This is a genomic window from Candidatus Hydrogenedentota bacterium (assembly GCA_012730045.1).
In the GTDB taxonomy this organism is placed as follows: domain Bacteria; phylum Hydrogenedentota; class Hydrogenedentia; order Hydrogenedentales; family CAITNO01; genus JAAYBR01.
This window is the reverse complement of record JAAYBR010000075.1, coordinates 1-15,690: the sequence shown is the minus strand read 5'-3', so window position 1 is coordinate 15,690 and position 15,690 is coordinate 1. Positions and strand designations below refer to the sequence as shown.

Here is a 15,690-nt window from a genome sequence, read left to right as displayed (position 1 = left end):
GCGCAAAGTTGGATTCCGCCGCCGGATTTGTCACACTATACGGGGTTCCCCCACTGCGGCAGGAAGGACGAAACGCGCATACATGTTGGTGGTGCACACAGCGGACATCCATCTTGACCACTGTTTTGACGGCCAGGGTTTTCCCCCGGCCGTCGGAACCCGGCGCAGGAAACGCCAGCGCGAGGCGCTGGCGGGTGTCCTGCGCCATGCGTGGGACCGCCAGGCGGACGCCGTGCTCATCGCCGGCGACCTGATGGACACGGAGAACCTCTCGCGGGACACGCTCTCCTTTGTGAGGGAGCAGTTCGCCCGCATCGCCCCGGTGCCCATCCTGATCGCCCCGGGCAACAAGGATCCCCACACCCCCGGCTCCCCCTATGCGGCGGAGGACTGGCCGGAGAATGTGCACATATTCCGCGAGTCCGAATGGCGGACATGGCACTCGCCGGAGGTGCCCCTCGTGGTGCACGGCTTCGCGAACACGGGCGGTCCGGCGCCTCCAGGCGCCTTCACGGGGCTGCGTGTCCCACGGGACGAGAAAACGCACATCGTCCTCGCCCATGCCGGGGAAACGGCGCACCTGCCCGAAGGGTATGAGCCCGTCGCCCCCTTCACCCTGTCCGACATCCTCCAACCGGGTCTGGACTATGCCGCCCTGGGCCATATCCACCGGTGCCTTTGCCTCCAGGAAAACCCCGGTTTTGCCGCATGGTACGCCGGCCCGCCGGAACCGCCCGGTTTTGAGGACTCCGGCCCGGGCTATTTTCTCGAAATCACCTTCGACGCGGCCAGCCCGCGCGGCGGGAGGACCGTCACCGTCACCCGGCGCCAGGCCTCCAACCGCCTGCATGTGTCCCTCGAACTGGACTGCACGGGCTTTCCAAACGGCGAGACCCTCGCCGCCACGGTCAAATCCCGCCTGCCCGGCCCCGACCTGTCCCCGCTGCTGCGCCTCGTGCTCAAGGGCCGCATTTGCCCGGAACTCTGGGCCGGGATGCCGGGAACCCTCGCGGGACTAAGGGAGGGGCTGGAGGCGCTGGTGGTCACGGACCACACCACGCTGGACGACGACCATGACGCCTGGGCCGCCGAGGACACGGCGCTCGGCGATTTTGTGCGCCGCATGGCCGCTGAAATCCAGGACGCCCCCACGCCGGACGACCGCCTGCGGCTGGAGCGCGCCCGCGATCTGGGCGTCTCGGCGTTTCTGGGACGCCCCCTGCGCCATGACACCCCGACGGGGGGCGTGGAATGAGAATCCAGGAACTGCACGTGGACGGGTTCGGCCGCCTGAGCAACGTCGCCCTCTCCCTCTCCCCCGGGTTGCAGGTGCTGATCGGCCCGAATGAGCGGGGCAAGTCCACCCTGCGCGCCTTCATCACCGACATGTTCTACGGCCAGCGCAGGGACCTCAGGTCGCCGGCCTACGATGAGGCAAACCTCCTGCGCCGCCCGTGGGAGAACCCGGAATCCTACGGCGGCCGCCTGACATACGCCCTCGACCGGGGGGGGGTCTACGAGATCACCCGGAGTTTCGTCCGCGACCGGCAGCATGTCCTGCTGCGCGACCACCAGGCGGGACGCGACATCACGGGCATGTTCCCCGCGATGCCCAATCAGGAGATCGGGTTTGCGGAGGCGCATCTGGGCCTGTCCAAGGGCGTCTTCATCAACACGGCGACCATCGGCCACCTGAACCTGGACGGGCTGGGGGACCAGCAGGCCCTCGGCCGCATCCGGGAGCGGCTCCTCGCCATCAACGACTCCGGCGCGGGCATCCGCTCCGCGGGCAGCACGCTCCAGGCCCTCCAGGAACTCCTGGACACCCTGCACCGGGACGGCATCGCCCCCGCCGAGACGGCCCTGCCCCCCCTCCGCGAGGAGCTTGCCGCCGCGCGCGGGGCCGTCCGCGAGCAGGCGCGCCTTAACCGCCGCCGCGGCGAAGCCCTCGCCCGCCTCGCGGAATGCGAGACGGAGCGGGCGCGGCTGGAACGCGCCGTCGAGCGGGCCTCCGCCCGCAGGCGTGTGGCGCGCATGCAGGAGATTGAGCGCATCCAGGAGGAGATGGACGCCGTCACCCAGCAGATGTTCCCCCTGCTTCCTTTCCGGGACACGTCCACGGCGGGCCTTTCGGAGGCGCAGCATCTGAACATGCTGGCGGAGACCATCCGCCTGCAGACGGACCGACGGGAGGCCGAAATGCGCCGCCTGACACCGGAACTGGAGCTGCTGGAGCAGGCGGCACCCGGCGACGGCCCGCCACCCGCGCCCATCCCCGAGGAAACCGAACGCCGCCTGCACGAGCTCCGGGCGCGCGAGGAACGGTATGAGGAGCGTTTCACCGAGGCCGATGCCCGGGTAAGGCAGTTCAACGACCAGGTCATGGTCACCCAGCGGCGCCTCGCCGAGGTGCCCGACTTCTCCCGCGTGGCCGCAGACCCGGTGGAGTGGATCAGCCAGCTGGCCAACGCCTTCACCCTCGCGCTGAAAACCCGCGACAAGGAGTGCGCCGACCGGGACCGGCTCCGGGAGATTGTCCGCCGCGAGCGCCAGCGCATCGCCCCGGACGCGGAGCTTTTCAGGCAGAGCGACTCGTTCTCCGAGCGCCTGCGCGAGTTTGAGGATTCCATGCGCGAGACCGCGCGCAGGAAGACGGAAACCGAGGGCCTCCAGCAGAGTCTGGGCGCCGGGCTGGAGGAGGTGCGCGAGCGCATCCCCGGCATGTTCTGGCTGGCCGCCGTGTGCGGCGTGTTCCTGCTCCTCCTGGCCGGGGTCTTCATCGCCTCGGGAAAACCGCCGGTGCTCTACGCCGGCGCCGTCATCCTCCTCGCCCTGGGATATTTCCTCGCCCAACTGGCCGCCGCGCGCGGCCAGGCCCGGCGCCTCCGCCAGGAATTCGAGGCAGCCAAGGCCGAGATGGAACGCCTGAACGCCGCCGAGGCCGGGGCCGTCCCGCCCATCGAGGTGCTGCGCAAGCGCGCCAACTGCCACTCCCTGCGGGAACTTGAGGCCCGCTTCGACGGATACCGCGAGGCCGTCGCGCGTCTGGACACCTTTGCCAGCGAGCTGGAACAGCAGGAACTCCGCGCCAGGGAAAGCGAGGAGCGCGTGCCAAAGCTCTTCGCGCGCATCCGGGAGGCCTTCGAGACCGCCGGGGAAACCCTCGAGGACATGAACACCGTGTCCGCCGCCGTCAACCGGGTCATGGGGCGCTACCAGGAATACCGTGACCTGAAGCGCCGCATGTCGGACCTGCGCAACCAGCTCCAGACCGCCATTGAGAACCAGCGCGAGTATGGGGAGGCCCTCGACAACACGCGGAAGGCCCTGGCCCAGGTGGAGGACCAGATACGGGGCATCATGCGGGAGTCCGGCTGCCCCGGCCAGGCCGACATGGAGGACCCCCTCGCCGCCCTGCGCGCCTATTCCGAGCATTGCGCCGCCTGCCAGACCGCGCGCGGCCGCGTTGAAATGCTCCGCCGCCAGATGCAGGAAACCCTTGACCAGCTGGAAAGCGACCGGCGCGAGCTCGCCCAGTGCGCCGCCGAGCTCCGCAGGCTCCTGGACGCCGCCGGGGTGGACTCTGTGGACGACTGGCAGGCCCGCGCCGAGAAGGCGCGGGAATACCGCAGCCTCCAGCAGACCCATGCCGCGCTCTCCGAGCAATTGAACCTTCTGCTGGACGGAACGCCCCTCGCCGAACTCCGCCGCATCGCCGCGGAACTTGGACCGGAGGAGGACGGCCCGGCGGAGGAGGAGGCGGAGCGGGACCTCGTCCATGTGCGCGACGAGATCAAGCAGCTTCAGCTTGAGATCAACCATCTGCAGGTGGCCGCCGTGGAATGCGCCGCCGACCTGCGCCCCCTGGCCGAAATCCGGGAGGAGATCGCCGACGGGGAGCGCAGGCGCGACCAAGCTGCGGCGCTGCGCGAGGCGGCGCTCCGCGCCGCCACCCTCATTGAGGAGGCCGCCAACCAGCGCCACGCCCGCATCGCCCCCGTCATCGCCCGGGACGCCTCCCGCTTCCTCCGTGACATCACCCTGGGCGCCCACGGAGAAGTCTCCATCGGCGAGGGGTTTGAGATTCGTCTGGGGCCAAAACATGCCGGTCTCCCCGCCGTTTCCACGGAGAGCCTCAGCAAGGGGGCGCTGGACCAGGTGTACCTGTCGCTTCGTCTTGCCCTGGTGCGGCTCCTCAGCGCCTCCGGTGAGACACTGCCCATGCTGATGGACGACCCCTTCGCCAACTACGACGACCAGCGTCTCAAGGCGGCGATGGGCGTCCTGAAAGACATAGGCTCGGAGAACCAGATACTGGTCTTCACCTGCCGGGAAGATGTCGCACTGGCGGCGGTCGGAGTGGGCGCGCCGGTCATTTCGATGATGTGATTATCCGCAAGTGTCTTTATGCGGCTGTTATTATCTGTTTGGAAATGCGCCTGATAGGGCGGTTTCTATTGCCTCTCCGAAAAACGTGTGGTATAATCTTGGTGGTCAGAGCCACATGTGGCGTTTCTCCTTCCGCGGAGGCCTGGTGCGAAAACGTATCAGGCCTCTTCTATTTGTGGCCACACCGCGAAATCATTCCCCGCAATCCGGTAGAATGATCCCCACAACCAGCCAATAACCGCCAGGAGATTCGCCGAGTTGCCCGAAAACACCGGATACCGCATTGCGGCTGTGCAGATGCGCATGGGCCCCGACGAGCAGGAGAATCAGGCGCGCGCTGTGGACCTGGTCCGTCAGGCCGCCGCCCAAGGCGGCCAGGTCATCTGCCTTCCCGAACTCTACCAGTGGCCCTACCTCTGCCAGAAGGAGGACATCACCCTCTTCGATCTGGCCGAACCGGCCGACGGTCCCGCCGTGACGGCGTTTCGAACCCTGGCGGCGGAACTGGGAGTGGCGGTGATTGTTCCCTTCTTTGAGCGGCGCGGCCCCGGCCTGTGCCACAACACGGCGGCGGTCATTGACGCGGACGGCGCGCTCCTCGGGCTGTACCGGAAGATGCATATTCCCGACGACCCCGCGTATTACGAGAAATACTACTTTGCGCCGGGGGATCTCGGTTTCCGGACCTTTGACACGGCCTTCGGCCGGGTGGCCGTGCTGATCTGCTGGGACCAGTGGTACCCCGAGGGGGCCCGTCTCGCCGCCCTGTCCGGTGCCACCAGCCTGTTCTACCCCACGGCCATCGGGTGGCACCCCGCCGAGAAGGAGCAGCATGGGGCGCTCCAGCATAACGCCTGGCAAACCGTCCAGCGCGGCCACGCCGTGGCCAACGGCATTTATGTGGCTGCGCCCAACCGCTTCGGCCTGGAACGGCCCTACGCCGACCTGCCAGGCATCGAGTTCTGGGGCGGTTCCTTTATTGCCGGACCCCAGGGGGAACTCGTGGCGGAGGCGTCCTCCGACAACGAGGAGGTGCTGGTCTCCGAGGTGGACACGGTCCACCTGGAGGAAGTCCGTCGAAACTGGCCTTTCTTCCGCGACCGCCGGGTGGACGCCTACGGCGGCCTGACCCGCCGCTGGCTGGACGGATCGCCGGAATGACGCCCGCCGTCCCGGACACCGCCCTCCCCTTCCCCCCCCGTCTGCCCGCCGAATGGGAACCCCAGCGGGCGGTGCACATCGCCTGGCCGGTGAACACCGCCGACTGGCCCGGCAAGTACGCGCCGGTGCCCTGGGCGGTCGGCGAGATCATCCGCCATATCGCCGCAGACGAGGAGGTCTTCCTGGCAGCCGCCACAGAGCGCCACGCCGAAACGGCGCGGCGCTGCCTGCGCCGGGCGGAAGTGAACCTGTCCAATGTCCAGATCGCCGTGTTCCCCCTCGACCGGGGGTGGATGCGCGACATTTCCCCCCTGTGGGTGCAAGGCTCCTCCGGCGAATCGGCCGCCGTCCGCTTCCGCTTCAACGGGTGGGCCAAATACGACAACCACCGGCTGGACGCGAAATGGCCGCCCTTCATGGCGCGAAAGCGCGGCCATCGGCTCGTGGAGGCGCGCTGGAACGGGAAGCCGGTCTTCATGGAGGGGGGGGCGCTCGACCCGAACGGCGCGGACGCGCTCCTGGTCACAGAGGAATGCCTGCTCGACCCCGCCACCCAGCGCCGGAATCCGGGCTTCTCCCGCGCGGACTACGAGGGCCTCTTCGCGGAGTGGCTGGGCATATCCCGGGTCATTTGGCTGGGGAAAGGCATCGCAGGGGACGACACCCACGGCCATGTGGACGACCTCTGCCGCTTTGTGAATCCGCACACGGTGGTCCTCTGCCGCGAGCCAAACGGCGACGACCCCAACCACGCCCCGCTGGAGGAGAACCGCGAGCGGCTCCAGGGGGTCCGGATGCGCGACGGCCGCGCCCTGGAAGTGGTGGAGCTGCCGATGCCCGCGCCCGTTGTCTTTGACGGCATGCGCCTGCCCGCGAGCTACGCCAACTTCCTGATCACGAACGCCAAGGTGCTCGTGCCCACGTTCAACGATCCCAACGACCGGAAGGCCCTCGGCATTCTCGCCGAGTGCTTCCCGGGGCGCGAAGTCGCCGGCATCCACGCCGTGGACCTCGTCTGGGGACTTGGCACCATCCACTGCCTCACCCACGAAGAACCGGCGACGCCGTCCCGGACGTAGCCCTTCGACGAGGGAACTTTCCCGGGACTTGCCGTATCCATCCCCCCATGCACTACAATAGGGGCGGTGCGGGGGCGTTTCGACGGCGTCCCGCCCCCGCGTTCCCTCAACCCTCCCCTGCCCCCGCCAAGGGCATGAACGGTTTAAGACGATGAACAGCACGCATTTTCGGGTGGCCGTCCTGATGGGCGGCGAAAGCCTTGAACACGAGGTTTCCCTGCGCTCCGGCGCGGGTGCGGCGGCCGCGCTGCGGCGCATGGGCCACGAGGTCCTGCCTGTGACGATCGGCAAGGACGGCGGCTGGTCCTTCGGGGAGTCGGCGCCCGTGCCCCTGCCGCAGGCCGTGTCCCGCCTGGCGGAGGAGCGGCCCGACTGCGTGTTCGTGGCACTCCACGGGGGCGCGGGCGAGGATGGCCGCATGCAGGGGCTCCTCGAACTGCTGGGACTGCCCTACACCACCAGCGGCAGCGCCGCCAGCGGCCTGTGCATGGATAAGATCCGTGCCAAGACGGTGGTGGAGGCGGCCGGCATCCGCGTGGCCCCGCAGGCAGTCGTGACCCTGGCCGAATGGCGCGCCTGTCCCGAGGCGGTGACTGCCCGAATCCGCGACGAGATCGGCGTTCCCTGCGTCATCAAGGCCCCCAACCAGGGGTCGAGCTGCGGTATGGCCATTTGCCGCGCCGGGGACACCCTGGCCGACGACATTGAGAGGGTCCTGGCCGTCGAGGGGAGGCTCATGGCCGAGGCGTTTGTCCCGGGCACCGAACTCACCTGCGCCGTTCTGGACGTCGAACCTGGCGCGCGGCCCCGCGCTCTTCCCATCACGGAAATCCGTCCAAAGACCTCCGCGTATTTCGACTACGAGGCGAAGTACACGCCGGGGGCCAGCGAGGAGATCACCCCCGCGCCGATCCCGGAGCCCCTCGCGGAGACGGTGCGCGCGGCGGCGGTGGGGGCGCATGAGGCGCTGGGCTGCCGCCTTTGGAGCCGCAGCGACTTCATCCTCGGGCCGGACGGCCCCGTCTGGCTGGAGGTCAACACGGTCCCCGGGCTGACGGAGACCTCCCTGTTCCCGCAGGCGGCGGCCGCGGCAGGCATTTCCTACGACCGGCTCATGGACCTGTTCGTGCGGGCGGCGGTAGAATTGGGCAAGAACTCCTGAGGAAACATGTCATGGGCATCCCCTTCACGAAACTGCACGGTCTGGGCAACGACTACCTGTTCATTGACGCGGCGAAACACCCCGTGGCCGACCCGGCGGCGCTCTCCCGCGCCATGAGCCACCGCCATCTCGGCGCGGGCTCCGATGGGATCATCCTCGTGCTTCCCGGCGACGCCCACCCCTTCAAGATGCGCATCTTCAACGCGGACGGCAGCGAGGCGGAGACCTGCGGCAACGGCATCCGCTGTTTCGCGAAGTATGTCTATGAGCGAGGCATGACCCGCGACACCGAGTTCACCATCGAGACCCTGGCGGGCCCCAACCGGGTGACCCTCGCCGTGGACGGCGGCAAGGTGCTGACCGTGCGCTCCAACATGGGCCGCCCCAGGTTTGAGCGCGCCGACATACCGATGACCGGCCCGGCGGGCGAGGTGCGCGAGGAGCCGCTGACGGTGGACGACGGCCGGGTCTTCCGCGTCACCTGCGCCAACATCGGCAACCCTCACGCCGTGGTGTTCGTGGACGACGCGGCTGCGGTGAACCTGGTGGACATCGGCCCCCGGATCGAGAACCACCCGGCCTTCCCGAAGCGGACCAACGTGGAGTTCGTGAACGTGGTGGACCGGGACAACATGGTCATGCGCATCTGGGAGCGCGGCAGCGGCATCACCATGGCCAGCGGCAGCGGCTCCTGCGGCTCCGCCCTTGCCGCCATGATCACGGACCGGGTAAACCGGCGCGTCAACGTCCATCTGGTCTACGGCACGCTGGGCATCGAGTGGGCGGAGGACGGCTGCGTCTACCAGGAGGGGCCGGCCACGGAGGCCTACTCCGGGGAGTGGCCGGGAGGCGACTGACCGGCGGCGGAGTGGAAAACCGCGCGGCGCGGGGCTAGAATGCCGGGGTGTGCCGACAACCGGGGAGCACCGCCGCATGATCGTCATCAACGAGGAATCCCAGCGCTGGCTGCGCGAGCTGGCCCGCTTCAGCAGCATTAAAAACGTCCTCTTCCTCTACGGAAACACCTACGACCTGGTCTCCTTCCCCGTGCAGGGCGAGGGGGAGGAGGAGCCCCGCTGGTCGGAGAGCGACCTGCCCGGATTCCTGCGCCGCTGGCTCATGGGGCTGAAGTACGAGATCGTGGGCTGGGCCGACCCGCTGGAAGACCTCTCCTTTCTAACCCCGGAGATGGAGGCCCTTTTCGACAAGGTGCTCCGCGGCACAGGAGCCTGCGCGGACCCGGAAGAGCAGGCCGACCGGCACCCGCAGCTGGAGGCGGGCCGCTCTTTGGGCACACCGGACCAGAAGGGCGCCGCGGCGCGCATGGCGGACCGCGTCCGGGGCATCCGTCCCCGTCCCGTGGACTGGGACACCGTCATCCACCGCATCGGCATCGCGCTGCAGAACCCGCAGGTGCCCTGCGCGTTCATCGTGGATTTCGCGTCCCGCCTCACCTCCACGCCGGACCGCATGCCGCGCGACGAGCGCATGCTGCTCACGCGCATGCTCAAGGCGAGCCTGGCCTCCCGCGAGGTGGTGCGCGAGAAGGGCCGGTGGAACAACCTGCTCATCCTCATCTGCGAAAAGCTGAACGACCTGCCCGCGTTCCTCTACCTCAACAACCCGCGCGCGCGTTCGATCCATGTCGAGCCGCCGGACCGGGACGAGCGCGCCCGCTTCATCACGCGCTACTACCGGTACTTCTACGGCGCGCCGCGCGGCGACAGCGCCCCCGCGGCGCCGACGGCGGTGGTGTCGGATTTCGTGGACTTCACCGAGGGGCTGTCGAACTATGAAATGCGCAGCCTGCTCAGCCTCTCCATGCGCGAGCGCATCCCCGTGGTGGACGAGCTCACCGGCGTTTCCAATGTCCGGCGCATCTCGGAGATGTACAAGTACGGTGTGACCGTGAGCGAGTGGGACCAGATGGACCCGAAGCGCCTGAGCAACGCGGAGGACTTCGTGCGCGGGCGCATCAAGGGACAGGAGGCGGCGGTGGCCCGGGTGCTGGACATCGTGAAGCGCGCCAAGATCGGCATCGCGGCGGGCGACACCAAGCGCACGAACCGCCCGCGCGGCGTGCTCTTCTTCGCGGGGCCGACGGGCGTCGGCAAGACGGAAATGGCCAAGGCGCTCGCCGAGCTGCTTTTCGGGCGCGAGGAGCGCCTGATCCGCTTCGACATGAGCGAGTATTCCGTGCAGCAGGCGGACCAGCGGCTCCTCGGCGCGCCCCCCGGCTACATCGGCTACGAGGAGGGCGGACAGCTCACCAACGCCGTCAAGAAGAACCCCTTCTCCGTCCTTTTGTTCGACGAGATTGAGAAGGCGCATCCGAGCATCTTTGACAAGTTCCTCCAAATCCTCGACGACGGACGGATCACGGACAGCAAGGGGGACACGGTCTACTTCTCCGAGTGCATCATCATCTTCACCAGCAACCTCGGCACCGTGGCGCGGACCGAGGAGACAGGGTCGAAAGTTCTGGTCACTCCGGAGATGCCCTATCCGCAAATGCGCGGGGTCGTGCTGGACGCCATCCGGGACCACTTCAACTTCACCCTGGGCCGTCCGGAAATCCTGAACCGGTTCGGCGACAACTTCGTCGTCTTCGACTTCATCAAGCCGCCGCTGGACGAGCAGATCGTGGACCTGCTCCTGTCGAAGCTCGACAAGGCCACGCGGGAAACGCGCAAGACCCCGGTGGTACTGGATCCGCCGGCGCGGGAGAAGCTGGTGGCCCTTGCGCGGGAACAGCTCCACCACGGCGGGCGCGGCATCCGCAACGCCGTGGACGCCACGCTGATCAACCCCCTCAGCCGGTATCTCTTTGACAACAACGTGGAGATGGGCAGGCGGGTGCGCGTGCTGGACCTTTTGGTCCACGGCGAGGAGACGGGCACGCGCGTGGAGCTTGTGGTGCGGGTGGAGGATCCATGAGCTCCCTGCGGCTCTTCGCCCTGTCCTGGCCCGTGACCGCACTGGGCCCCGGGAACCGCCTCGTGCTCTGGGTGGCCGGGTGCGGGAGGAATTGTCCCGGCTGCATCAGCCCCGAAATGCAGCCCGCCAGCGCGGGACGGGAGGTGCCTGTTCCGGTGCTGGCGGAGCGCATTCTGCGGATCGAGGCGCCGCTCTCGGGGGTGACCGTCTCGGGCGGCGAGCCCTTCGACCAGGCGGAACCCCTCGCCGGGCTGCTGGAGGCGCTTCGGGAGACCCGGCCCGACTGGAACGCGCTCCTGTATACCGGCTATCTGCTCGGAGAACTGGAACCGCGCGAGGAGACGGCAAAACTCCTGCGCCTTGTGGACATTCTGGTGGACGGCCCCTACCGGTGCGACCTCCCGCAGACCCACCCCCTGGCCGGGTCGGGGAACCAGCGGGTGCATTACCTGACCGACCGGGGCCGTACCCTGCGCGGAGCCGTCGAATCCCTGCCTGTGGGGGGAATGAACTACGGCCTCAGCGAGGACGGAACGCTGGACATGGTCATCGGGGTCACCTCGGAGGAGCAGCGGCGGAACACGCCCCTGCGCGCCGCCCCTCCCGGCCCCTGCGGCGAAGCCCCGCCCCGCAGGTAAGTCACGGGGCAAGACCCTCCGGCAGGCAGCTCACCTCCGTGTTGCTGCGCTGCTCACCGCCGCTCCCTACGCGATAGATGGCGTCCCCCTGCAAACAGGCCACCGGGCTGTCCCCGCCCGGAATCAGGCGGTAGACCACTGTGACCGGAAGGGGGGGCGGGGTAATCCAAAGGATGCCAAGGGTAGAGGCGCCTTCCGGAACCCCGGCGCCGGCCGGCGCCGTGGGCGAGGAGACCACACCGTCAAAGACCCATCCTTCGGGAAGCGCCTCCTCCAGTCCAAACGCGGTGACCGTCCCGGTGAACCCTCCCACTGCGGAAATACTCAGGGTGACCTCCACGGGCTCTCCCTGCCGCCACACGCCCTCACCGCCAATGGTCCGGTCCAGCACCAGCCCGCCGGTGCCCGGCGGAAAAAGGAGCGTGGTTTCGGTGTTTGACTCCAGCATCCCGTTGCCCGCCTCATAGAGCGCCTTTCCGGACAGTTGCGCGGTTCCGGCCGCGTCGGCGGGAACGTTCAGGAGGTAGGAAAAGGTCAGGGGAAACATTTGCGGGGCCTCCCAGGAAAAGGCGAGGGAGGCGGTGTCCCCCGGCAGGGGGGCGCTGTCGGGCGGCTCCCCGTCCAACCATCCGGCATAGGTCCATCCGGCGGGCAGGGTTTCCGAAACATCGAGCTGGGATACAGGCTTGGCCCCCGTACGGTCCAGCGTCACTGTGACGCTTGCCTGACCGCCCTGCACATATCCCGCAGTCGCCTCACTGGACCGCGACAGGTGAAGCAGCGTTGCTTGCGCATATTCCGAAAGGCTCACCGCCACCGCCGAGCCCACCGGTACCATCTCCCCCGCCGCAGGATCCTGCGCCACGATGCGTCCGATGTCCACAGTCTCCGACCACACCGCGGTGATTCCCCCCTGCACAAGCCCGCTGTCGGCCAGAAGCCCCGCCACCTCCTCCACGGGACGATCCAGAAGATCGGGGACCTGAGTCAGGGCCGGTTCTCCTTCCCCTTCACCCTCGCCTTCGCCTTCGCCCTCCCCTTCGCCGCCGCCCGCAGGGGGCATGTCGGTCACACAGGGCTGCGATACCTGCTCGCCGCCAGAGGTCCGATAAAGCACCTGCCCGGTGAAGAGAGCCGTGCCGGAAGCCGATACCGGGGGCAGGGCAAGATAGGAAAACGCCGCGGGGAATCCGGGAACCGTGATATAGGCAAAGTCCAGGGTGCCGCCGCCCTCTGTCTGCTGAGACACCGGCGGCGCGCCGCCCCCGGAGAAGCCGGCATAGGTCCAGCCGTCGGGCAGGGTCTCCTGAATGCCCAGCGCCGTGATTTCCCCGGTGCCCGTGTAGAGAATTCGCAGCGTGACCGTCACCGCCGCGCCGGGGGTGTAGGCCGTCGGCGACACCGTCCGCTCCAGCACGGGCCCGGCGCCCGGATCGGGTGTCTCCGTCACCACCACATATCCCGCCTTTTCCTTCGTCTGCACAGCCGGCCCCACCTGCGCCGTCAGCCGGACCGTAAAGGTGCCTGGTGTGGCGTAGACATGGGCGGGCGACACCTCGGCGGACAGGGCGGACCCGTCCCCGAAGTCCCACGACCAGATGGCATCGCATTTTCCGGAGAACACGGTCTTATTGGCAAATTGCGTCGCCAGAGGGGCGGCGCCCACCGTCGGGGAGACGGAGAAATCCACGGTAAAGACCGGGACTGAATCCGGAGCCGTCCCCACCGACACCGGCCCACCCACTGTGGAACGGTCCCCGCGCCAAGTCTTCATGGTCAGGGTGACGGAGTATTCCCCCGGGGCCGCGTACACATGGACGGGGCTTTCCGCCGTGTCCGCCGGGGAACCGTCACCGAAATCCCAGGACCATGCCACGGCGAAGGGCCCGCCGCCGGTGGAGGTGTTGGTGAACTGCACCGACAGCGGCGCGGCGCCGCTCTCGGGGGAAAAGGTGAATCCCGGCACCGGACGGCCCAGACTGCACCCGCCCAGCAATGCAGCCGCCCCGACCGCCATCACCCATGCAAACCGTCCTGCCATGCCGATCCCTTCGCCCGCCGGGGCCGTTGTGGTCCTTTTCCAGTATACCAGAGGAACGCGGCGGCGTTTCCCGGCCTACTGCCGGAGATTCCAGGCATCCAGCAGGTATTTCTCCCCCACCAGACGGTGCATGGCCTCCATTTCGCGCGGGGAGGGCGGTTGGGCGGGAGGCCGCGCCCCAAAGACGCCGCGCAGCATGTCCCGCAGGCGTTCCGGATCAGCATTCACCGCGCCCACGAACTCGGCATGGCTGCGTCCGCCCCGGTACTCCGGACGGTCCGCGGGTTCGGCGAGGTAGCGGGCCATGCCCGCATAGTCGGGCCGGTAGAGCAGTGTGCCGTGGTGGAGAAAGGCGTGCTTGCGGCGGCGCTGGGCGTTTCCGGAGACTTTCAGCCCGCCCACGGCCAGATCGCACACCCCCTCCTGCGAGGCCGCCAGCCCGAGGCCTTTCAAACCTTCCGTGACCCGCGACAGGAGGAGGCAGTAGGATGGACGCAGGTCGCGGGTGCCCGGCCAGTCGTCATAGCGGACCGCCAGGCTGAAATTGAGGCTTCCCGGCCCCTGGAGCACACACCCCCCGGCGGTGCAGCGCCGCAGCACCGGAACACCATCCGCCGCGCAGGCCTCCAGACGCACCTCGCGCGCGGCTTTCTGCGCGGACCCCATCACCACGAAAGGAACGTCCGCCTCCCACAACCGCAGGGTGGACGGGGAATCCCCCGTCTCCACGGCGTCCAGCACCGCCTCATCCAGGGCCAGGTGCTCCCTCGGCCCCAGGCCTTCGGATGCGATGAGCCGGAGCGCGCCCGTCTCAGGCAAGACTGGCACAGTTGAGGTCCTTGGCGGCCTTCACCTCGTCCAGCCGGGTGACGGGCAGGCCGCGGGGCGCGTCCTTCAGCGTCTCCGGGGCTGTTTCGGCGATCCGCGCGATGTCCAGCATGTCGTCGCAGAAGGCGTCCATCGTCTCCTTGGACTCCGTCTCCGTCGGCTCGATCATCAGGCACTCTTTCACCGTGAGGGGGAAGTACACCGTCGGGGCGTGGCAGCCCCGCTCCAGCAGCGCCTTGGCGATGTCCAGGGCGCGGGCGCCCTTCTCCGCCTGGGCCGCCGCCGAGAACACGCACTCGTGCATGCAATACCCGTCAAACGCGGGGTGGTAGGCCCCGCGCAGGCGCGCCAGAACATAGTTCGCGTTCAGCACGGCGCTCTCCGCCACGGCGGCGAGCCCGTCGCCGCCGTAGCGCAGCAGGAAGGCGTATGCCCGCACGGCGATCAGGAAATTGCCGAAGAACGGCGCCATGCGCCCGATGGATTTGGGCGGCTGGGACAGGACAAAGCCGTCCGCCGTCTTCTCCACGCGCGGCCCGGGCAGGTACGGCAGGAGCCGGTCCCCGACGGCGATGGCGCCGGCCCCGGGTCCGCCCATGCCATGGGGGGTGGCGAAGGTCTTGTGGAGGTTGAAGTGCATCACGTCGAACCCGAGGTCGCCGGGGCGGCACTTGCCCACGATGGCGTTCAGGTTCGCGCCGTCGTAGTACATGAGGGCGTCCACGGCGTGGGCGATTTTGGCGATTTCCGCCACCTGCGGCTCGAAGAGCCCGTGGGTGTTCGGGCAGGTCAGCATGACCGCCGCCACATTGTCGTTCATGGCCTCGCGGAAACGGTCCAGGTCCGCCAGCCCGTCGGGGGCGGAGGGAATCTGGACCACGTCGAAGCCCGCCATGGCGGCGCTCGCCGGGTTGGTGCCGTGGGCGGAGTCGGGCACCAGCACTACCCGTTTGTGCGTGTTGCCCCGGTCGCGGTGGTACGCGGCGATGAGCAACGTTCCGGCCAGTTCACCGTGCGCCCCGGCCATGGGCTGGAGGCAGCCGGCCTTCATGCCGCCGACCTCCGCCAGAATGCCCTCCAGATCATGGACCAGCTCCAGGGCGCCCTGGCACGCGCCCCAGTAGGCCGGCGCACTGGACAGGTGCGGGTGCAGCGCCGCAAACCCCGGATCGGCGGCGACCAGCTCCGAAACCTTGGGGTTGTATTTCATGGTGCAGGAGCCGAGGGGGTAGAAATGGCTGTCCAGCCCGAAGTTGCGGCGCGACAGGTGCGTAAAATGCCGAACGACGTCAAACTCGCCGACCTCGGGGAGCGCGGGCGGCGTCTCCCTGCAAAACCCTGCGGGAAGCTCCGCCTTCGGAACATCCAAAGGGTCCAGGGTGAGGGCGCGGCGGCCGGGGCGGCTTTTCTCAAAGATCAGTTGCATGACACGCATCCTCCAGCGCGGCGGCAAAG

Annotated in this window: 11 protein-coding genes; 8 read left to right on the top strand and 3 right to left on the bottom strand. The window is 68.3% G+C overall.

The features are described from left to right. Positions 1-82: 82 nt before the first annotated feature. From GXY15_07560 to GXY15_07525, 8 genes are all read left to right on the top strand, one after another. The gene (locus GXY15_07560; GenBank protein ID NLV41071.1) at positions 83-1,255 is read left to right on the top strand and encodes a DNA repair exonuclease; all 1,173 of its coding nucleotides are present in this window, start codon (positions 83-85) and stop codon (positions 1,253-1,255) included. After that, positions 1,252-4,389: an AAA family ATPase gene (locus tag GXY15_07555; GenBank protein ID NLV41070.1), complete on the top strand. Its 3,138-nt coding sequence runs from the start codon at positions 1,252-1,254 to the stop codon at positions 4,387-4,389. The genes GXY15_07560 and GXY15_07555 overlap by 4 nt, the downstream gene beginning before the upstream one ends. A 258-nt stretch (positions 4,390-4,647) precedes the next feature. After that, positions 4,648-5,550: a carbon-nitrogen hydrolase gene (locus tag GXY15_07550; GenBank protein NLV41069.1), complete on the top strand. Its 903-nt coding sequence runs from the start codon at positions 4,648-4,650 to the stop codon at positions 5,548-5,550. Further along, the gene (locus GXY15_07545; GenBank protein ID NLV41068.1) at positions 5,547-6,629 is read left to right on the top strand and encodes an agmatine deiminase family protein; all 1,083 of its coding nucleotides are present in this window, start codon (positions 5,547-5,549) and stop codon (positions 6,627-6,629) included. The genes GXY15_07550 and GXY15_07545 overlap by 4 nt, the downstream gene beginning before the upstream one ends. Before the next feature lie 151 nt (positions 6,630-6,780). Continuing rightward, complete coding sequence (locus GXY15_07540) at positions 6,781-7,791, top strand: D-alanine--D-alanine ligase (protein ID NLV41067.1); 1,011 nt, start codon at positions 6,781-6,783, stop codon at positions 7,789-7,791. Between the two features lie 17 nt (positions 7,792-7,808). After that, entirely contained in the window at positions 7,809-8,648 is an 840-nt protein-coding gene (locus GXY15_07535; protein ID NLV41066.1) for a diaminopimelate epimerase, read from the top strand. 76 nt (positions 8,649-8,724) lie between these two features. Beyond that, a complete protein-coding gene (locus GXY15_07530) occupies positions 8,725-10,728 on the top strand; it encodes an ATP-dependent Clp protease ATP-binding subunit (protein ID NLV41065.1) in 2,004 nt (667 codons plus the stop codon). Then, on the top strand, positions 10,725-11,366 hold the full coding sequence (locus GXY15_07525) for a radical SAM protein (protein NLV41064.1): 642 nt from the start codon (positions 10,725-10,727) through the stop codon (positions 11,364-11,366). Before GXY15_07530 ends, GXY15_07525 begins: the two co-directional genes overlap by 4 nt. A gap of 1 nt (position 11,367) precedes the next feature. Here the strand turns inward: GXY15_07525 and GXY15_07520 are convergent, their stop codons facing one another. The 3 genes from GXY15_07520 to GXY15_07510 all read right to left on the bottom strand — a co-directional run bounded on the left by GXY15_07520 (position 11,368) and on the right by GXY15_07510 (position 15,661). After that, complete coding sequence (locus tag GXY15_07520; GenBank protein NLV41063.1) at positions 11,368-13,407, bottom strand: PKD domain-containing protein; 2,040 nt, start codon at positions 13,405-13,407, stop codon at positions 11,368-11,370. A gap of 75 nt (positions 13,408-13,482) precedes the next feature. Continuing rightward, on the bottom strand, positions 13,483-14,235 hold the full coding sequence (locus GXY15_07515) for a lipoate--protein ligase family protein (protein NLV41062.1): 753 nt from the start codon (positions 14,233-14,235) through the stop codon (positions 13,483-13,485). Beyond that, a complete protein-coding gene (locus GXY15_07510) occupies positions 14,219-15,661 on the bottom strand; it encodes an aminomethyl-transferring glycine dehydrogenase subunit GcvPB (GenBank protein ID NLV41061.1) in 1,443 nt (480 codons plus the stop codon). The genes GXY15_07515 and GXY15_07510 overlap by 17 nt, the downstream gene beginning before the upstream one ends. Positions 15,662-15,690: the final 29 nt, after the last annotated feature.